The 20,174-nt window shown below is 44.0% G+C and carries 15 protein-coding genes and 1 pseudogene; 1 reads left to right on the forward strand and 15 read right to left on the reverse strand.

Annotation, left to right across the window (positions count from 1 at the left end; translation table 11 throughout):
• The first annotated feature begins 8 nt into the window (after positions 1-8).
• On the forward strand, positions 9-1,301 hold the full coding sequence (locus DTA23_RS12560; protein WP_112374947.1) for an acetylxylan esterase: 1,293 nt from the start codon (positions 9-11) through the stop codon (positions 1,299-1,301).
• A gap of 5 nt (positions 1,302-1,306) precedes the next feature.
• Here the strand turns inward: DTA23_RS12560 and DTA23_RS12565 are convergent, their stop codons facing one another.
• From DTA23_RS12565 to DTA23_RS12620, 15 genes and pseudogenes are all read right to left on the reverse strand, one after another.
• Positions 1,307-3,424, reverse strand: a complete 2,118-nt coding sequence (locus tag DTA23_RS12565; protein ID WP_112374948.1) for a right-handed parallel beta-helix repeat-containing protein — start codon at positions 3,422-3,424, stop codon at positions 1,307-1,309.
• 31 nt (positions 3,425-3,455) lie between these two features.
• A pseudogene (locus DTA23_RS12570) lies at positions 3,456-3,935 on the reverse strand (M28 family metallopeptidase); the annotation flags it as partial.
• A 360-nt stretch (positions 3,936-4,295) separates the two neighbouring features.
• Complete coding sequence (locus tag DTA23_RS27140) at positions 4,296-4,460, reverse strand: hypothetical protein (RefSeq protein ID WP_172462407.1); 165 nt, start codon at positions 4,458-4,460, stop codon at positions 4,296-4,298.
• Positions 4,461-4,658 carry a hypothetical protein gene (locus tag DTA23_RS12575; protein ID WP_112374950.1) on the reverse strand — a complete coding sequence of 66 codons (198 nt, stop codon included), beginning with the start codon at positions 4,656-4,658 and terminating at the stop codon, positions 4,461-4,463.
• Between the two features lie 62 nt (positions 4,659-4,720).
• A complete protein-coding gene (locus DTA23_RS29120; protein WP_370445110.1) occupies positions 4,721-5,143 on the reverse strand; it encodes a CocE/NonD family hydrolase in 423 nt (140 codons plus the stop codon).
• Positions 5,106-6,569 carry a CocE/NonD family hydrolase gene (locus DTA23_RS12580; RefSeq protein ID WP_256603625.1) on the reverse strand — a complete coding sequence of 488 codons (1,464 nt, stop codon included), beginning with the start codon at positions 6,567-6,569 and terminating at the stop codon, positions 5,106-5,108. Before DTA23_RS12580 ends, DTA23_RS29120 begins: the two co-directional genes overlap by 38 nt.
• A gap of 49 nt (positions 6,570-6,618) precedes the next feature.
• Positions 6,619-8,088: a glycoside hydrolase family 28 protein gene (locus tag DTA23_RS12585; RefSeq protein WP_112375436.1), complete on the reverse strand. Its 1,470-nt coding sequence runs from the start codon at positions 8,086-8,088 to the stop codon at positions 6,619-6,621.
• An 11-nt stretch (positions 8,089-8,099) separates the two neighbouring features.
• Complete coding sequence (locus DTA23_RS12590; protein WP_172462408.1) at positions 8,100-8,825, reverse strand: glycosyl hydrolase family 28 protein; 726 nt, start codon at positions 8,823-8,825, stop codon at positions 8,100-8,102.
• A 10-nt stretch (positions 8,826-8,835) separates the two neighbouring features.
• A complete protein-coding gene (locus tag DTA23_RS12595; RefSeq protein WP_112374952.1) occupies positions 8,836-10,320 on the reverse strand; it encodes a glycoside hydrolase family 28 protein in 1,485 nt (494 codons plus the stop codon).
• A gap of 3 nt (positions 10,321-10,323) precedes the next feature.
• Entirely contained in the window at positions 10,324-13,188 is a 2,865-nt protein-coding gene (locus DTA23_RS12600) for a glycosyl hydrolase (protein WP_239468761.1), read from the reverse strand.
• Between the two features lie 7 nt (positions 13,189-13,195).
• A complete protein-coding gene (locus tag DTA23_RS12605) occupies positions 13,196-14,026 on the reverse strand; it encodes a sugar phosphate isomerase/epimerase family protein (protein WP_112374954.1) in 831 nt (276 codons plus the stop codon).
• Positions 14,020-14,841 (reverse strand): phytanoyl-CoA dioxygenase family protein, encoded by an 822-nt coding sequence (locus tag DTA23_RS12610; RefSeq protein WP_112374955.1) that lies wholly within the window; start codon positions 14,839-14,841, stop codon positions 14,020-14,022. The genes DTA23_RS12605 and DTA23_RS12610 overlap by 7 nt, the downstream gene beginning before the upstream one ends.
• A gap of 170 nt (positions 14,842-15,011) precedes the next feature.
• Positions 15,012-15,464 carry a RagB/SusD family nutrient uptake outer membrane protein gene (locus DTA23_RS27725; RefSeq protein ID WP_218565377.1) on the reverse strand — a complete coding sequence of 151 codons (453 nt, stop codon included), beginning with the start codon at positions 15,462-15,464 and terminating at the stop codon, positions 15,012-15,014.
• Complete coding sequence (locus tag DTA23_RS12615) at positions 15,392-16,597, reverse strand: RagB/SusD family nutrient uptake outer membrane protein (protein ID WP_218565378.1); 1,206 nt, start codon at positions 16,595-16,597, stop codon at positions 15,392-15,394. Before DTA23_RS12615 ends, DTA23_RS27725 begins: the two co-directional genes overlap by 73 nt.
• Before the next feature lie 17 nt (positions 16,598-16,614).
• Positions 16,615-20,091: a SusC/RagA family TonB-linked outer membrane protein gene (locus DTA23_RS12620; RefSeq protein ID WP_112374956.1), complete on the reverse strand. Its 3,477-nt coding sequence runs from the start codon at positions 20,089-20,091 to the stop codon at positions 16,615-16,617.
• Between the last annotated feature and the right edge of the window lie 83 nt (positions 20,092-20,174).

The raw sequence follows: 20,174 nt of genomic DNA on the forward strand, positions 1-20,174 counted from the left end.
CTACTACTATGCAAAAAATCAACAAATTTCTTTTCTTAACCTTGCTTCTGTTCTGTGCCATAAACAGTAAAGGGCAAACCGAAAAATTAGACATACAGATTAATACAGCGTACGACAACTGGCTCGCAAAACCCGGCGATCAAGTTAGTTTTGATATTCAGGTCAATGCAGGGGGGCAAGCTTTCCATAGCGATAGTGTGTATTACGAAATAGGTCCTGAAATGGTCAGGCCTTTTGTCAGTGCACAGATACCGTCCTTTCAGGGGCATTTTAAAAGTGCTCCTTTCACGTTGAAGAAACCAGGCTTTCTGCGTTGTACTGTTATTGTGACTAAAAACGGAAAGCAGACCAAAAAGCTATGCACAATCGGATTTTCACCCGAAAAAATCATTGCTACACAACAAAATCCGGTGGATTTTAATTCGTTCTGGGATAAGGCGATCAAAGTACTTCAGGCTGTTCCCATCGAGGCCAGCAAAACTTTGCTTCCTGACAAAAGTACTGTAGAGGTCGACGTCTATCGTGTATCATTTAACAACGTTGGAAATAGCAAAATATATGGTATTTTAAGCATGCCTTCAGATCCGGGAAAATATCCAGCTGTATTGCGTGTGCCCGGTGCTGGCGTTCGCCCTTATGGCCCTGAGATTGAATTGGCCGCCAAAGGAATGATAGTCTTAAGCATTGGCATACATGGCATTCCGGTTGACCTAGACTCCGCGATCTACAAAGACCTAGCTGCAGGTGCTTTGAAGGCATATTATAACTATAATCTGCAGGATAAAGATCAGTTTTATTATAAGCGTGTCTACTTAGGTTGTCTGCGAGCCAACGACTACCTCACTTCACTACCTGAATGGGATGGAAAAAACCTCGTTGTTATGGGTGGTAGTCAGGGCGGTGCGCTGAGTATCGCAACCACAGCATTGGATAAACGTGTGACCGCAGTTGCGGCACTCTATCCTGCGCTGTCGGACGTGACGGGCTACCTGCATCAACGTGCTGGTGGATGGCCCCACTATTTTGCTCCAGCAAATTACAGTGCCTTAAAAGGCATCCGTGATATCGAAACAACGTTATCGTATTACGATGTGGTCAACTTTGCCAAACGCATTACAGTACCGGGATTCTATTCCTGGGGATTCAACGATGTGATTTGCTCTCCTACTTCGATGTACGCTAGCTACAATGGCATCACCGCACCCAAAACATTGCATATCTACAAGGAAACAGGACATTGGACCCATCCGGATCAAAAAACCGAATGGTTCAACTGGATAAAACAGCAAACGGAAAAATAGATCTATTATTGAGGGCCAATGTTGTCTATCGGAATCTGTTGTTCTAGGGCTTTCGTCCCTAGAACAACTTTGAGATCCTTTAAATTCATTGTCTGAAAATCCCGACGGAAATCCAGCAGAAAACCTTCCTTGTTACTTTGATCCCAGGCAAGCCATTTTCTTTTACCTTTTAGAATGTGCTTACAATTGTAAAACCGATTATCCTGAAATACATTTCCTGTAGGTTTTCCATTTCGGCTAAACTGCAATGCTAATTCGGGATAGGCTTCGCGATAAGGGCTTATCAGATAATTGACACCCACCAAACGGTCATAGAACAAGTGCCCCGATCCGTACACATTCAGGTTTTTAAGCCAGTTTTCCAACCGATTGTCCACACGTACCGCCCATCTTCCGGCACTTACAAATAGGTTATTCACATACCAATTATCTGAGCCCCCGCCAATAAATACCGATCGCTCACCGGCATTGACGAAAATATTACCGAATACTTTGGTACCACTTGATGCATCATCGTGATATATGCCAGAAGTCCTTAATGTTTTCGGAATATTTGCAAGTAGATTATATTGTATCAGATTGTGCCGCTCTGAAGGATCCCGTCCGATATAAATCGCTCCCTGATCATCAACTTCCTGTGCAACCTTGTGAATGTAATTATATTCGATTTTATGCTCATTGCCATGAATGAGAATAGCCATACTCGGCAAATCTGATATCTCACAATTTTTGACGGTATTGCCCACGCCATAAAGTGCTATCGCCGGTCGATAGGACCGCTCCAAACGGTTCAGATCAAAAAAGATACAGTCCTCAATTCGATTATTCCCTTTCGTCAATTTGCTACGGTCTCCACCCGACAACGAAACCCCGCCGGCTCCTAGATGTGAAAAATGACAATGGCGAATGACATTCTGTTCACCTCCTTTCTGATCAAATGTCGGATGACTATACAGGTGCTGATGTAGATCTCCAATACTGTTGTCAAGCGCTTCTCCCGTACCTTCGTGCTGCAAACGCTCAAAAGGTTTTATTCCATACCCAACAGCAACGCCCAGGCTACCCAAATTGCTAAACCTACACGCATCAATCTCGACGGCATAGGTATCCCGCAGGTAAACCCCCATTCCTCTGGATTCTTCAAACTCAATACCCCTAATCTGTGTATGCTGCGTACCGATCAGACTAAAAAATGGTTCTTCCAAGACAGAATAGCTCAATGTCTTTATGGGCTTATCAACAGCAAATGACAGTACGCCATGTTTTCTATCGAGATAAAATTCACCTACAGTGTCCAATTCCACCAATAGATTTATACCCCGCCATTGCCTGTATTTTTTCTTATAGTCAAAGCCGTACAATGTGGGTTCCTTTGTTGTTATTGTTTTTTTGTTTTGATCAATGGTCTTGACACGTACCATATCATCGGCATAGCCCCATTTGAAATAACCCGCAATCCAAGGGTCATCTTCCTTTGCCCAGGCATCGATACGTGATTCTTTATACTGAAAAACACCGCCCCGATTACTCGAATCCCGATTCCGTGGAATGGAACCTGTATCAATCACTTTCCCCATAGGCACCATTCCCTGATTGGGCCAACGCGCCAGATGAAAAGCTATGCCGTCCACAAATAATTCGCCCGGAGCATTGCCACTGGCTCTGGAAAAACCAACCTGGCGCAACTGTCCCAAGTCCTTGACACCATGTTCCAGCAAATTCAGTTGATAGAAATTGATCGATCCGTTCTCGCGTGTACGGAACAAACCTGTTGTCGACAGCGGAATGGAGCCTTTAAAAATAACCCTTTCATTGCCATAAGCCTGAATGATGGTATGGCTGTCTCTTTCATCCAACGAAATCCCCGAATCAAAGAAATAAGTTCCTCCACGGAGAAGCACGAAGGCTGTACGCTCCGGCTTCTCCCCCCGCTGTGTGCGCAACAACGTTAGCGCTTGAGCGACCGACGCCAAGGGATGCGCTAGTGAACCGTCTCCATGTTCACTTCCGTCAGGTGAAACAACCAATTGCAGTTGGCCGAAGCTATAAAATGGAATGAAGTAAAACAAACTATACCAGAAAATCTTCCGTGCTAAGGTCAACGCTCTTCTAAGATGCTTCATATCGAAAAATTTAACAGATTATAGTCCCCAATTAAATGGTGCCAATAAAATCAACCATGAGCCTTACGTACTCATTAAACCGTGTAAAGGGCAACGTTTCGTATCGATCATAAATATCATGATAGGCATCAATGCCACCCAGAGTATAGATGAAAAATGAAGGCACTCCTTTTTCATAAAAAGGATAGTGATCGCTACGGTTCATTGGTCCACGCACCTTTACCTGAGGTAGGTATTTTTTTTCCGTATTGATTGCCGTTAGTCGTTCGAATTGTTCTTTAAATATCGTGCCGTTCACCACTTGAATGCCATCATCGCCTGTACCTGCCATATCAAAATTAAGCAGGATCTTAATTTTTTTGAGGTCAATAAGTGGATTCTTAGCAAAGAAACTCGAGCCTAGTAAACCGCTTTCCTCACCCGAAAAGGCCAAGAAAACCATGTTATAGCGCGGCGGATGCTGCTGATAGTAGCGTGCCAAATAGAGCATGAGCGCAGTACCACTGGCATTGTCATTGGCACCGGTAAAACAGTATGTCTACCGATCGCCCCCACATGATCATAATGCGCCGTGATGACAATCGTAGAGTCCGATGCACTGGTTCCCTTCAGCATACCGCAGACGTTATTTGTCGTATAGTCTGGCTGAAAGCGGGCATGGATTGCCAGATTGATCTGCTTCCCCTCCAGCGCTACAGCAGCATTATTTTTCACATAAACAATTGGTCGATTGAGCTGACTGGTAGCTCCCCGCCAAAGTAGCTTTTGCTTGGTTTGCACCAGAATCCCACGATAATGCCCCCCTTGGGCAAGGCGCAGCAAGGCAGACCGGAATTGGTCTGGCTTCATTGTTTCCAAAGCCTTGCGCTCATCAAGTACTAGAAATTTTGTGTTGAAATGCAGTATTTTGCATCAGTTTATCCAAAGCATCCGTATCAGACGATATCATGACCTCCGTCAGTCCAAATTTCCCTTTGAGGGACGGACTGGATGCTTCAATCAATACCTGTTCACCCATACGGAGTTTTTTGGCCATCTATCGTAATTTTACATCCTTAGGAAATACATTTGCGGGCATTACAAAAGGTTGATAATAATGATCGCTCAAAGGCAGCAATCCGTTCTTCTTAAACTCCTTCGCAATAAAAGCGGCGGCCTTTCGATCACCATCAAACACATATCCACGACCTGCATAGGCTTTGGATGCCAGCTCCTTTACAACAGCTTCGCGCATAGTCGACCTGCGCCCGTAGCGAAAAGCTGGAAATAAAGAAAAGAACAAAACAATAACAATACTTAATTTTCATGAGACGTAACAATAGGTAATGAAATAAAAGAAGCATATTGCCCCTGACAATAGATCCGATGTTCCTGCGTCTTGAAGTCTTTGTCGGCAGCCTCATAAATATTCATAAACTGCTGCGGATTTCGATCAACCAAAGGAAACCAGGAACTCTGTATCTGCACCATAATCTTATGCCCTTTTTTAAATACATGAGCAGCATCCTGCATATCGAAACGTACTTCCTCAATCCTGTTGGGTTTCATCGCTTCCGGATGAGCAAAGCTTTTTCGATATTTGGCCCGCATAACCTCCCCACGAATCAGACATTGACAATCCGAAAGTTTATCCCCTTTTTTGTACGGATGCACATCGATCAGTTTTACGACAAAATCGGCATCACTGCCGGTACTGCTGACAAACAGATTCGCCTGAATATTCCCCCATCAACTTTACATCCTGTTCTAAGACTTCAGTTTCAAAGACAAGCACATCTGGTCGCTGCGCGGCAAAAAATTGATCTTCATACATGTATTTATAGCCGCGCAAAACAGTTTTTTCCCGTGTATAGGGAACAGGTTTGCTGGGATCAGAAATATAGGAGACATAGGGAGATGCCGATTTGGGAGCTGGCTTCAAACTCAATTTTCTATCTGCTGTAAGAAATAAGGGCTGTGACCGTACCTCTTCCACAGGCCATGTCCGGTGTGAAGACCAATTATTCTCGCCTGTTACAAAAACTGTAGCCGCGGCAAGTCCGTCTTTACCCTGCCCTTTGAGATGGCTTACAAAGAAAGGAAGTTCAATCTTTTTCCGATAATAACTGGCTGTATTTTGACCAAAATCCAGGCTATCCAGTTGCCTGCCACTTCCCCTAGACCAGGAACCATGATACCAGGGGCCCATCACTAGTTTTACACGGTCCGACGCAATTTTTTGTAGTGCCTGATAGGTTTTCAACGGTCCATATAAGTCCTCTTGGTCAAACCATCCACCAACAACAAGTACCTTTGGTTTCAGCTCACGGATTCGAGAAAGATAGGCTCGCGACGTCCAGTAGTCATCATAATTTGGATGAGACATCATTTCGTTCCAGAGGACACTTTCGCCCTTTAAATACTGCTGATTGAGATTGGATAGAGCTCCTGCTTTCAGAAAAAAAGAATACGCTTGATCTGTTCCATAATTGGAAAATCCCGCTGCCCCCTTGCTGCCGATAGAATCGCGTTTTTTTCCAAACGAGGATAGAAACGAAAAACTCCCCATCAACATAAAAGCCCCGTTGTGATGGCGATCATCCCCTAGAAACCAATCCGTTACCGGTGCCTGCGGAGATACGGCCCGCAATGCAGGGTGTGAATCAATCAGTGACATCGATGCGTACATCCCGGGAGAGGAAATCCCCCATATCCCCACGTTACCATTCGATTTCAGCTGTTTCACAAGCCAATCAATTGTGTCGTAGGTATCTGTTGATTCATTGACCGCCCCTGGCGTATCTGTATAGGGTCGATTGGCAATAAAATCTCCTTCAGACTTATATTTTCCCCTGACATCCTGGTAAACGAAAATGAATTTTTCCTTCACAAATTCCATGCTTGGACCGATCGGAATTCGAAAATTCTGTTCCCCATAAGGTGCAATACTGTAGGGTGTCCGCATCATCATAATAGGATAACTCTTTGCCGTATCTCTGGGGGTGTAAATCGCTGTATAGAGCTTTTTTCCATCCCGCATGGGAATATAAATTTCCTGTTTTGTGTAATGTGCATAAACATAAACAGAATCCTGCGCTGTATTTTGGGCGCGTAATCCCAGGGAGAGTATCAAGCCTGTTAAGGCCAGCATCAGGTGTAATCGCATAACATTCAATTTAACAGGTATATCTTGGCCAACAAGTTACGTATTTCCGTTAAGGTTTAACTTTTTTGGATCCCTGCGCTACCAATTCTTTCTTTCCTTTTGCTCCCTCCTGCTTTACCCTGGACAGTGCATATCCATTGACATCATCCAGCACCAACATCGGTCTATAATCCGGCTCCCTCAATTTGAGGACGACCCCTTCAAAATGTATGTTTTCTGCATGTCGAATATAAAAACCCCAGGCAGGAAGCTCTTTAAACTGGGAAAATTCGGGATAAGATGCTTCCATTTCGGGAATACTGTCGAGATCCGTTCTGCTCGTCCCCCGATAGGCATAGTGGGGGTTCGAGCCACCCGGGTAGCTGATTTCGATATTCCTAAAGGTCACATTTCGGATGGGCGCATTTTTCAGTCCTACAATACTCGAAGGCGATGGATTGCGCGGATTATCTTCAATAGGCCCTTCGTAGGAGTAACCGCGGTCTGGTTTCCCTTTTGCCACCTCAACTTTTACATTCTGAATCACAACATTATTAATGGAGCCGATGCGTCCTTTATTCCAGCGTGCGCCAATGCGCAAATAAAAAGGGTTCCCCGTGTTAAATGCGGTCAGACTATCGACAAGAATATCTTCTATTATGCCGCCATCGGGAGTTGCAATCGTCAAAGCCGAACGAAAGGTATCATAGACTTTATTGTTGATGATACGAATGCGTTTATAACCGCCAGCGGAAACAGTACCGAATTTAATACCATTTGCACTCGACCGTGCTGTACAGTTGCGGATCTCAACATCTTCACAGCTCTTCGTTGCATCATGCGACTTTAGGCATATTGCATCGTCTGAAGCATCGATAAAAGAGTTGAGCAACTTAAAGTTACGACAATCGACAATGTCGATACCATCATTGTTCCAAAAAGCCTTGCTATCAACTGTGATGCTATCTACGACCGTATTGACACATTGATCATAGACCTGAACCCAGTCGGCTGAATTTTTGATGGTGACACCATGAATACGTACATTTTCGCAAGAGCGCATATAAATGGCCTTTGGCCTTCTATTGCGCGGGCGATCATAGTCTAAGGGATCTTTGAGCACGCCGCTCTGGATCTGTGCAAGCAAATTATAAGCAACTTCACGCCCTTGTCCATCAATAACTCCCTTCCCTTTAATGGTGATATTTTTAGCGTCCTTTGCATAAATCAAAGCACAATTCGGGACATCGATATTATAGTCATAAATATTGGTTGAGCCGACCAGGATTGCGCCTTCTTCGAGTTGAATATGCACATTCTCTTTGAGCACGACAGTTCCCGTCAGATAACGTCCAACGTAGAATCGTAACGTCCCCCCACCCTGCTCATGAATAAAATCAATTGCTCTTTGTATAGAAGTGGTATTTAATGTTGTTCCGTTCGATTTAATGCCAAAAAGAGAAGCATTGTATTCTTTCGCCTGTAATGTCAGTATACCACCATAGAGGAAGATCATGACAAGAATAAGTTTAATTTTCATAAACATCCCATTTATAATGTTTTACCATTAGCCAACCGGCTATTTTCTTTGATGACCTGCTGACTCCCCTCCGATTCAACCAATGCCTTGCCAATGGCTTGAAAGAAAACATTGGACAGACGCACCGTTTTGGAATTGCTGACATACACACCAATGCTGCCCGGACTATTTATGTCCAATGCGCTTAGGGTAACATCCGCACACTGATCAATAAATTGTGCTGCTCCGAGCAGGTTCAATTCCATTATGCCGTTGATCTGGATATTTTTAGAAGCTTTCAAATAAATTAGGCTAATGTCTTCCACTTTTTCAGATAGATCAATGTTTCCTTTCTGTCTTAGCGCTGCGACCTGGCTACGCAATAAAGACTGCTGCCCATCAATGACGCCTTTCCCACCAATCTGAATATTAGATTGACCGACTGCAACAATGAGAGCTCTCTTGCCATCCTGAAGGCTGTAATCAAATATGTTGCTGCTGCCAACCAATACAGCGCCCTCATGCAGTTCGATGGATACATTGGATTTTAAACTAAATGTCCCCGTCAGATAACGTCCGACATAAAAATGTAGTTTACCGCCGCCTTTTTTGGCAATATAATCAATGGCATATTGTATAGATCCCATATTATTGGTTACACCATCGGACTTACAACCGAAAAGCGATGCATTATAGTCCTGAGCAAACAGCTTGAAGCAGCTCGCCCATAACACGATCAAAAATAGATACTTCTTCATGTTACGCTGTCTAATTAATTTTGACATCTTTTGTTTGATATAAATGGAAACTGTCCTTTAACCGATCTCCATCCAAATAGGATTTAAAATCCCAGGCGCCCCCAGTGAGGTCATCGGCAACAATCGTAGGCCTGTAATCTGCACCTTTAATACGGAAAGTCACATTTTTTAAATTGATCTGTTTGGCATGACGGATATATAATCCCCAAGCTGGCAACTCTTTAAACTGTGAAAATTCTGGATAAGCATTAGCCATTTCGGGAATACCATCCAATGACTTAGGATCAATCCCGCGGTAAGCATATAACGGATTTCCACCTCCGGGATAAACGATCTCTATATTCTCCAGCGTAACATTTTCGATCTTATGATCAGGTAAGCCGATGATGCTTGCCGGAGAAATATTCCGGGGCATATCTTCTACGGGTCCCTCATAACTATATCCCAAATCGGGTTTATTGGCGGGTACCTCTGCATATACATTGCGAATCGTTATATCTTTCATAAAAGGTTTCTTTCCCTTGCTCCAGCGATCACCAATACGCAAGAAAATGACATTACCGGTATTGATACTTTTGACACCGTCCACCAGGATATTTTCGACGAATCCACCATCTACGGCAGCAAAAGTGATTGCTGATCGATATGTATCATAGACTACGAGGTTCCTGACAACAAAATTTCGGAAACCACCGCGGGAGACTGTCCCAAATTTTAGGGCACTGGCACTGGAGCGCGCCGTACAGTTTTCGACCAGCACATTCTCACAGACTGCATTCGCATCGTGTGACTTAAAGCAGATGGCATCATCAGCCGCATCGAAATAGCAATTCCGGATCACTACATTCTTACAGTCTACCACATCGATGCCGTCATTATTCCAATACGACTTACTGTCTACATAAATACCTTCCACATGGAGGTCTTCACATTGGTCGTAGGTCTGATTCCAACTACCGGGATCACGTAAGGTAATATCCTTAATCAGTACATTTTTACACTCCCGGAAGTAAATATTTTCGGGGCGGTTCCACTCCCGCAGTCGATCTAATTTAAGTTCATCCTGCACAATTCCCTTATGAACATTTTGAACGGCATTCATTGCCGTCTGAAAACCGCGGCCATTGATCGTTCCTTTGCCGATAATACCAATGTTCTGTTGTCGAATCGCGTAGATCATCGACTGCCAGTTGACGACGGTATCTTTATGGTAATCAAAAGGATTGTTGGAGCCCAAGAGATTTGCTCCCTGATCCAGTTGTAAGGTCACATTGGACTTCAGATAAAAAGATCCCGTGATGTAGTTGCCTGGGGTAAAGATGAGCTTTCCACCACCTTTGGCTGTAATATAATCAATGGCGGCCTGGATAGACCGTGTATTCAGTGCTTCACCATCACCGCGAATACCAAAATCTACAGCTTGATAATCCTGTGCTGCGACCAGCCTGACTGTTAAAGCCTGGATGATGAAAAGAAAAATAGGTAATATTTTCATGATTTAGCTTGTATATAAAGTGACTGGACCGATCAGGCCCATAGATTGTATTTCCTGCTCCCGACCTTTTCTATTGACCCAATATTGCGCATTTTCATTATCCTTCAACGTTTTCAAATAATTTCCCATAGTGGTCGTAATACGCACTTCGATCTGGTTCTCCCCATTTTTTAACACGGCAGCGAGGTCGTAAATCCGCCTTCCATACCATTTTACGCCAAGTGATTGGTCATTGACAAAAACCTCAGAAACACCCGCTACCTTTCCAAGATTCAACAGGCATTGTCCTGCTGCCGACCAGTTAAATGAACGCTGATAGATCGCTGTTCCTGAAAACCACATCAATTGTTCATCCTCTTTAAAGTCTATTAGTCGCGGCAGTACAAGTTGTTGGGATGTACCTTCCTGTTTATGTTTTAATGTTACTTTCCATTGGGTACTCAAATCCAGGGCATGACTTCCCGTTGTTGCCAAAGGCTGCCACACTGTACCTTCCCGATGGTTGTCAAATACAAAAAGGAAAGCATCTGTAGGCCCCATATCCAGTAACAAACTGTCTTCACGATCCAGGTTTACCCGAGAACGTTTACCCGTATCCAGATCCCATAGCCAACATGTTTTCTTTCTAATTTCGGGCGCAATAAATGAGATGTTTAGTCTTGCACTATTCGCCCGGTGTGCATTCTGGATAAAATAGCATTCACTACCATCATCCCGAATAGAACGCATCTGCATCACATAACGGTTAGGCTGATCAATATGCAAGTAATGGGGTAGCCTGAACCGCTGCATGGCCAAATGGTACCAGTCCATAAAGTTATTGTCCTCAGGTTTCGGCGTGGCAATAAATCGATCTGGATAGGATTGCAGCTTACGCAGTATTGCTTGCACTTCGGCATCATTTTTTACCTGATCTTGCAATCCCAAGCTCATCTGTGGTAAGGTTTCAATCGCCACAACACGCCCACCGGATTTAACAAACTCAAGGAGGCGAGCCATTGACTTCGGCGACATCCGTTTGATACCGGGCAAAAAAAGCACGCTATATTTTCTTTTGCCGTAACATAGATTTCCCTGCTCTACCTTACAATCCTGCAGTATCATCTCCGTTATATAATCTGCATTCCCACCATTTTTGCTGATAGCTTCCCAAAGTAAGGAAGTATAGGGGACATTCAATTTCTCAGGAAAGGGATCCGTTTGCACACCGTTCTCTGTCCAGAGATCATAATTGGCCGGCAAAATGGCCATATCTGCGAAATAATCGCCCTGTTGCAGCTGTGATGAAAGGCGAGCTTTGTAATTATTTAAATAGTTAAAATAGGGCCACCAGTTGTTGCGTTCGTTATAAAAAGAGCCGTATTGAATCCATCCAGGAAAAGGAGCTTCTAAGGGCGAATAATTAAATCCATGCCAAACAGAATGTGTAATCCCGGTCATTGCACTCTGGTCCGATCCCAGCTTTAACAATTCGAGTTGCGTATTAAAAACAAGGTACGTATTGGTCATCTCCTCGCAGCTCACAAGCCGTTTTCCTTTCAGATGTGCTGCGGAGGAGACATACTTATCAATCATGGTATAACCACGGCCGCGACGATAGTCTTCGTCAGGCATCTCTTCACCCAGCTTATGGCGCAAATAATTTGTTGTCCACGATTCTCCTTCCGGAATATCGTACTCCAAGCTGCTTTCCAATGGAAAAAAACCTCTCCCATAGGCCTGGGCACGAGATTTCACCCCAAGCGAGCGACACCAGTTGACATACGTATCCGTAAATCGTTCCTTCAATAAAGAGGCTTTGGTATATTCATAATCAAAGCGTACACGATTTAGCATCTCGGTAAGTTTCGCACCTTTCTTTGCACCGTAGTTTTCGTCGACCACAGCCCCCAAGCGCCCGACCTTAAATAAAATGAAAGGCAAATAAGGCATAATATCATAACCGCGACGGCGTTGAAACTCAATAGCAAAGTCATCACACCAATTGCAGCCTTCGAGTTCCATGCTGTCGGTGAACAATGCCCGAACATAGTTTTTTAATGGTCCTATCTGCTGTTGCATTTGTGTAGACATGCGCTCGAGGTAGCGAGACACAGTGTCCTTATCCATGTGGTTGAGTATGGAGCCCGCTGCTCCCGGGGCTCCATTGATGACGGAGGCAAAAGCCTTAAATTTCACCAGGAAATAGAGGATATGCTTTCCCGAAGGAACAGGAATTTCAATTTTGTCTTTGCCAATTTCTGCCGCAAAATCAACCGCATCATCGATGGACTGCATCGGATCTTTTACCAATTTGATGGCGAGGATCTCGGGATTGCGCAATGGGTTTTTATCCGTTACAGCGGGATCTATCATATTAAAAACATGGTAGGGTCGGACAACATAGGTTGTGGGTCCCTCAATGGGTTCACAATGCACCAGCACAACCTGAGCGGTTTCTTCTTCCCGAAGATCTTCTGAACCAAAAGGCCAGCCGGAACCAACGATGAGATCGGTGGTCATACCCATCTTTTTTGCTTCATTGGCTGTATACTGTACCATATCTACCCATTCTTTGCTCAACCATTTTAATGATGGAATACCCATATCGTCGGTACGCTTCGGAAAGGAAATGGGATTGATTTCCACTCCACCTATTCCGGCATCCTTTAATAGCTTCAGTTCGCGAAGCAGTTCATTTTTATTGATTTTATTGCCATTCCACCACCAGCGCACGAAAGGTCTTTGCGCAGCCGACGGATTTTGAAACTGTGTATAGTAGCGGTCCATATCCACTGATTCCTTGTCAAATGCTTTTAAATGCTTGGCGAATAAGAAGGAGGCTCCCAAAAAACTGCTTTGCTGTAAAAATATTCTTCGCTTCATCATGCTGAAATTAGGTTATAAGGTGCCTTGATAGGTAGTTTTTCATCCATAAGTTTTGTTTCCATTGGCGCTCACAATCGAGCACTTGATTCCCTGAGGGAATGAGATACGGTGGCGGACCAAATTCAGTCGTCATGGTCAGCCGCGCATCGGGTTTATTGAGGTCTATCCAGCGTTGCCAGACAGCACAGTGTGTGGCGACAATATCCCGATAGATTTTTTTTCGGACATCAGGTACCTGGGATCCCTGACTATGTCCAACACGGGCATGTACATGTTTTACATGGGACAACAGGCGGTTCAATTCCTCCTGCCGATCTTCAAGAAAACTCTCCGAGACACAGTACCAGTGAGAGATATCCAAGGTCAGTTTCAACTGCGGATATAGTTCCGCCATTGGCGCCACGGTATGCAGTCCATAACTCCATTTATTACGGTGAGTTTCCTGCAAAATTTCGATCCCGTATTGCTTTTCAACACGCGTACAAAGTTGTAGCCCTGTAAGCACATCCTCGGGTGAGAAATATTCCCGTCCCATCTGCACGGATATAAAAAGTGGAGCGAAATATTTTTCCGCGAGCTTTCCATAGTAGTTCAACTGTTCTTCCAACAAGGCGAAGTATGCACTGATTGAGTTCGCTTTTTTTTGAACACAGGTCACAATCGTGTACCTGAGCTTATACTTCTGCAACAGTTTTACGACCTTCTCCGGATCGGTATCTTCGCCAAAAGGAAACCATTCGACCCCAACATAACCAGCCTTCACTACACGATCCAGAAAATCTTCCCATGCAACGTGCCCATTTCCCCAGCGTGGATAAAAAAAGTCAAGTTTTACCATCCTGCATGGTAGATTAACGGATTTTGCTCGTCATTATTCAACAGATCCCCTACCGCTAAGGTTGCGCGATAATCTTCCGGTAAAATATTCGCTTGTCCATTGAATACATTTCCGTCAGGCATGTAAGCACAGGTCATAGCTCTTCTAAACCCGTTGGTCATGTTAGGTCCTGCCCCATGAATCGTCAATCCATTATGGAAAGTACAACTTCCGGCTTTGAGCGGTGTAGCCACCGGATTTACCCGTGCAAGCTCGGGATAGTGTTCGAAAATTGTCCCCATATTTTTTCCGATACCCAAATTCTCAAATCCGGTTTGCTTATACGATTGCGGAACAAAATACATGCAACCATTTTCCAGTGTGGAGTCATCGAGTGCAATCCATATGGAAAGTGCGTTTCGATCGGCAAATGACCAAAAAGGTGTATCCAGATGCCAAGCAGTAGGATTCGCAAATGGGCGTTTAAATAGGGCTTGGTCATGCCAAATACGGATACCGTCAACACCGGCCAGCTTTGCTGCCATTTCTCCAATCCGCTGATCGACCATCAGCTCCTTCACCTGTTCATTGGTCTGCCAAAGGTTTAACAATTGATCAAACACTTTTCCAAAGTAGTCTGCATCCTTATTGATACCATCATCTTCGCCAACTTTGGCTTCCTTTCCGGGCATTTTCTGACCTGCGCGCTGCTCTACAGCTTCAAATACAATTGTACGCCAGCTTTCAAGCTCCTCGGGATTTAAAAAATCTTCTATAACGATGTAACCATTTTCTTGGTAAAAGGCTATCTGTTCTTCAGTCAATTGGTTCTTCATATCATTAAATTTTAGGTTTTGTCGAAGTAATCTATAGTACTTGAAAATACACAAGATCAGCTACAGTTGTATCCTGAACTATCCTGTATTTTTAGGGAAGTACCAGCAAGGACGATTACGATCCTTCCTAGTACTTTTAAGAAATGAAATCATTAAATCTGTTGGCTCATTTAATTCTGAACCATCTTATTATTATATAACATTTCATCCAAAGGTATCTGTAGCGTCATTTTACTAACAGGATAAGTTGATTTATCTACATGTGTGGCTGATCCAGTACGGCCGACAGCAATGTTCCAGCGTTTATTGTTATAGAATTCACGTCCTCCCTCACCCCAGAGCTCCAACCGCGTTTGAAATTGCACCATCTCCAAGGTCGATAAACCCTGCATGGAAGTATAGTTGTCACAGGTCAATGTGGTCTGCCCAACTTTCGTTCGTGCAGCCAATAAGGTGTTTAACGTTTGTTTCGCACTTTGGTCATCTTTATTCTGTGCCTGCGCTTCAGCTTTCATCAATAATACCTCCGAACTGCGCATATAATAACAACTTACTCGTCCCGCATTCTTCTTATCGTCACTTCCCAAGCCATGGGTGGCGGCAAACTTGAGATTGGTATACATCGGAATAGTTCGTTTATCACCATTGGTCGGGTAAGTATAATCTCCCCAATCCGATGCCATAAACAACCCATTCGATAGTCCCGGTTATCAATTTTGGCATACAGCCGATTGTCAATCCGCTGGAAACCTTGTCCAATTCCGCCGTTTCCTTCGGCGAAAGGGTTCATCCACCAATTGTGTACGGTAACGGCTTCTCCAAGCGCAAAACCAAACAACACTTCGGGGTTAATGGTAATATTGAGAAAACCATTTTGCTCGGGTCTCATTTCAGGCGCCGTCTGGGTTCCTTTATTCGTGGCACCATAGGTTGCCTGGCTCATTAACGTTGGATACTTGGTCAGTATTTCGTTGCTGGCGTTTATCGTCGTGTTCCAGTCGCCGGTCCACAACGCTACTTTTGCCTGCATAAAGTAAGCTACACCAAGATCAAAATCGGAGGGGTCTGTTGTAAAGCCAATTCCCGCTTCTCTAAAAAGCCGGATCGCTTCATTGATATCGTTTTTGATAAAAGCATAGGTCTCATCCGCAGTAGATCGGGCCTTGCTTTCCTGAACCGGGGAATAGGTATCATAAAGCGGCATACCTAATTTTGCTTTTCCTCCCTGCTGGTAGGCATTCTGATAGTTTTCCATCAGGTAATTATAGGCGTAGGCACGCAATATCAGTCCGCGGCCCTTGTATTCCTGTAATTTTTTATTCGTACCGACAGTCTCCGGATTAAGGTAGTTCAGCATTTTATTTGCTGTATTGACCATATTCCAGGCATAATTCCAATACGGGGTATTCTTGTCTGAAGCATCTGAAATAAAATCCAGCAGATTATACTCGTCGGAGCCAAATATATTAAGCAATCTATTGCCGAATACAATATCATTGCCTTCGAGGTTCCGCATCACATCAAATCCCTGGTTGCTTCCATAACGTGACTCGGATGATAATGCCCCAAAGTTGACCAGTTTAGGCATATTGTTCGCCATACCGCCCAATACAGCCTGAATTTTCTTCTCATCACCACTTTCGAGTAGTTTCCGGATCTGTTCATCCGTGATACTATTTGGGGGTGCAATGTCCAATTCCTTACTACAAGAAAACAATAATGTCACCGCCAATGCACATAAAAATATCTTTTTCATAACTGATTTTTTAAACATTAAAATTCCAAACTTACACCACCGGAGAATGTTCTCATGGTCGGATAAGAATATGCCGCCACTTCAAATCCACCAACAAGAGACTGACGTGGATCTATTCCCGAATGGGCTGTTTTCATAAAAAGGTTATCACCAGAAGCGAATATCCGAAGCCGCTTGATTTTCATTTTTGACAAGATACTTTCTGGCAAAGTATAACCTATCGTCACATTTTTAAAATTGAGATAGGAAGCACTGAATAAGCCCAAATCACTGTAGAGCCAGCTTCCTGTAGTTGCACCATTGCCATAGGTATTACCATACATCACCATAGGGAATTTTGCACCTGTGTTGTTCGGTGTCCAGGTATTACCGATGAGTTCCGATGAAAGCGCTTTTCCAGGATCTTCACTTACATACAAATTATTTCCGTACTCCGTACTAAAAAACTTTCCGCCCAATTGGTAAGCCAATGCCAAATACAGATCAAAATTCTTGTAACGTAAGGAAGTACTAAATCCGCCTATCCATTTAGGTAACGCGCTCCCCATTTCGTAGCGGCTAGCTTTTGAATAGTCTGTGGTTGTTATACTTTCGCCCTCTTTATATCCGGGATAAGTACCTGCGTCAACATCGGCTTTGCTAATCTGATGATAGTAAAGTGGTAAACCCGTATTTTGGTCCACACCGCCATATTTCAACATATAGAGGTTAAAGAAATCTTTGTTGACTCCACGTAAATAGGTAATATTTGCCACAGCACTTGTTCCCGCGGCAGCCCAAGCATCGGTACCTGCGGTCCAATTTCCTCCCAAAGCATCTGAACCGACACCATTTGGTACAGCTTTCAGCTTAGTGGTATAATGTGTTCCGTTTGTCGATACTGTCCAGTTGAAATCAGGTTTCTTGATGATGTCTACTGATAGGTCGATTTCAAAACCTTTATTTCCGATTTTTGCGGAGTTCGTCGCAATGGAAGACTGTCCTTTGGATATGGCAATAGGCTGATTCCAGATGGCATTTACCGTGACGCGGTTATAATAATCGAGTGATCCACGTACTCGTCCAAAGAAGCTAAAATCAATACCACCATCTAATGTATGTATGTTTTCCCAGGTTAATTGGTCATTGACATATGCATTTTGATTTAAGGTGATATTTGCGGGTATACCCGTTCCACTTGTCGTCTGTGTATACGTGGCGGCGTAACTCCATGTTTGGTATCCCGAATAGTTGGATATTCCATTCTGATTACCGATTACACCATAACTGCCGCGTATTTTTAGGAGGTCGAGCCAGCCTTTGCTACTTTCCATAAATTGCTCACTGTCGATACGCCAACCGCCACCAACGGACCAGAACGTACCCCAGCGTTTATCTTTCAACTTGAATTTTGACGAGCCATCCCGACGGACAGATCCTTGAAAAAAGTACCTGTCGTTGTAGTTGTAATTGACCCGGGAAAAATAACTTTCCATGGTACGTTTATCCTCACCGCCCCCCGGATTTGGGAATGTTCCACCGTCATAACGTCCGACAAAGTTGATATAAGATGCAAAATCATCAATCAATGCATAAGATGATCGGTAGTTGAGCTGCTCGTTCTTGAATGAATCATATTCATGCCCTAAAAGCGCCTCTATATTGTGTAAACCTATTGTTTTCGCATAATTCAGTAATTGTTGCAGGTTTAAAATCGTTGTATTGGATGCGGTCTTACCAAAGGCTCCAATGCCTGCTGCCTGTCCCGATTCGCTGTTCCAGTAACGCGTACGCATCTCATTAAACTTGTCCATCGAGACATTTGCTGTAAACGTAAAGTCTTTCAGGAATTTGGCCTGCCCATAGACCCTTGTTGTCCAATCATCCGAGACACGTTGATCCAAATCATTGTCCAGCACCGTCAAAACATTGGTAGAAGATAGTGCAGCCGATGTTAACCCCAGTGGAGAGTAGGTATCTCCGGCAAGTACATGGACTTTATTTTTCCCATTGTCATCAATCAGGGCGCCATTTTTATCGCGTGCGTAGAGCTGCACCAGCGGATTCTGTCCATTGATAAACCGGAAAACATTGGCTGTAGAACTACCGGGATTACGGCCGAAGCGTGTCGCCGGCGATTGTGTGGTCCGATTGGAGTAGCCAATATTAGCACCCAATTTTAGCCAGGCATTCAATTGCGCATCAAAATTGGCACGTCCATTATAGCGTTTGAAGGAAGATCCCCGAATATAAGATGGGTCTTCCAAGTATCCACCTGAAAGGAAATAATTTACTTTATCGTTACCACCAGAGGCCGATAGATCATAATCTTGTCGTAATCTATTCTCCATTAGATAATCATCATATCTGTCGCTGTATAACAGGCGAGCTCCAGGATTCAATTTACCATCTGTATTGACGAGGTATGCGCCACTCATGGTTGAACTCGCATCAGCTCCTGTGCCTGAGGGTGTATAGACCGCTCCCGGCACATCATACAACATCCAGTTACCTAAGCTGTTTCGTTGAAATTTAGTCGTAGACCCGATGTAGTCAAATAGGTGCGAACTGGCAAATTCGGCTGCCTGTTCGTGCGACATATTTGGATTCTGCACATTTGTTGTATATCTTTTTGAAATACCGGTACCATCCACTCCATAGCGTACAGAGTTGTACACAGAGAGCCAGGCGAATTCATAAATATCCTTCGGATTGGAAATTTTATCGAATTGATACGGTCCCACCTGATTGACGCCGAGCTTTCCTTCAAATGAAATGCGGGGCTGCCCTGACACGCCTTTTTTTGTTGTCACCAAGACGACACCATTGGCACCTCTAGCGCCGTATAGGGCCGTCGATGCCGCATCCTTCAAGATAGAAACACTCTGGATATCTTTTGGATTTAAGGTAGCGAGCGGATTATCATTTTGTGCGGGAACACCATCAATGACGACCAGAGCGTTTGAGGTATTCTGACTCGCCGATCCTATACCACGCACACGAATTCCCATGTCGATACCAGGCTGTCCATCCACTGCCGACACCTGAATACCGGGTGCAGCCCCTTCCAAGGCCCTACTGACCGTCGAATTTGACTGCATATTCAATGCTTTATTGTCAATTGTGGATACGGATCCCGTCAGATCCTTTTTTTTCGTCGCACCATAAGCAACGACAACAACTTCATCCAGCACAGTGTTGTCCTCCTGCAGTTCAACACGAAGTGGGATCCCCACAGTCCCTTCCATATTTTTTGCAATGTACCCTACATATTGGATTGAAAGAACAACTTTGTTGCTCGCGACAGAAAGGGTAAAATCACCATTTTCATTTGTTGAACTAGCATTTTTACCACCGACTTCTTTAATCGAAGCTCCAGCGATAGGTCGCCCGCTCTTGCTACCCACCACATGACCCTGTATAGTCTTGGTCACCTGAGCAACTAACGCAAACGGCATTCCCATCATCATTGCCACGCAAAGAATTAATGAGTAATGTTTTAATTTACTTTCCATTCTGATTAGAGGTTTAATTTAATTTGGTTTAATTTGTTTATAATTCTATATCGAAGTAATAGAAAACAAACTGAACAGCTGTA

Origin of the sequence: Sphingobacterium multivorum, from assembly GCF_900457465.1 — a bacterium.
Lineage (GTDB): Bacteria > Bacteroidota > Bacteroidia > Sphingobacteriales > Sphingobacteriaceae > Sphingobacterium > Sphingobacterium multivorum.

Bases quoted from the DNA above. Each gene is read 5' to 3' on its own strand.
- DTA23_RS12590 (WP_172462408.1), bottom strand. From the start codon at position 8,825: ATGAAGAAGTATCTATTTTTGATCGTGTTATGGGCGAGCTGCTTCAAG.
- DTA23_RS12585 (WP_112375436.1), bottom strand. From the start codon at position 8,088: ATGAAAATTAAACTTATTCTTGTCATGATCTTCCTCTATGGTGGTATA.
- DTA23_RS12600 (WP_239468761.1), bottom strand. From the start codon at position 13,188: ATGATGAAGCGAAGAATATTTTTACAGCAAAGCAGTTTTTTGGGAGCC.
- DTA23_RS27140 (WP_172462407.1), bottom strand. From the start codon at position 4,460: ATGGCCAAAAAACTCCGTATGGGTGAACAGGTATTGATTGAAGCATCC.
- DTA23_RS12595 (WP_112374952.1), bottom strand. From the start codon at position 10,320: ATGAAAATATTACCTATTTTTCTTTTCATCATCCAGGCTTTAACAGTC.
- DTA23_RS12575 (WP_112374950.1), bottom strand. From the start codon at position 4,658: ATGCGCGAAGCTGTTGTAAAGGAGCTGGCATCCAAAGCCTATGCAGGT.
- DTA23_RS12615 (WP_218565378.1), bottom strand. From the start codon at position 16,597: ATGAAAAAGATATTTTTATGTGCATTGGCGGTGACATTATTGTTTTCT.
- DTA23_RS12610 (WP_112374955.1), bottom strand. From the start codon at position 14,841: ATGAAGAACCAATTGACTGAAGAACAGATAGCCTTTTACCAAGAAAAT.
- DTA23_RS12620 (WP_112374956.1), bottom strand. From the start codon at position 20,091: ATGGAAAGTAAATTAAAACATTACTCATTAATTCTTTGCGTGGCAATG.
- DTA23_RS12560 (WP_112374947.1), top strand. From the start codon at position 9: ATGCAAAAAATCAACAAATTTCTTTTCTTAACCTTGCTTCTGTTCTGT.
- DTA23_RS12605 (WP_112374954.1), bottom strand. From the start codon at position 14,026: ATGGTAAAACTTGACTTTTTTTATCCACGCTGGGGAAATGGGCACGTT.
- DTA23_RS12580 (WP_256603625.1), bottom strand. From the start codon at position 6,569: ATGCGATTACACCTGATGCTGGCCTTAACAGGCTTGATACTCTCCCTG.
- DTA23_RS27725 (WP_218565377.1), bottom strand. From the start codon at position 15,464: ATGTATACCAATCTCAAGTTTGCCGCCACCCATGGCTTGGGAAGTGAC.
- DTA23_RS12565 (WP_112374948.1), bottom strand. From the start codon at position 3,424: ATGAAGCATCTTAGAAGAGCGTTGACCTTAGCACGGAAGATTTTCTGG.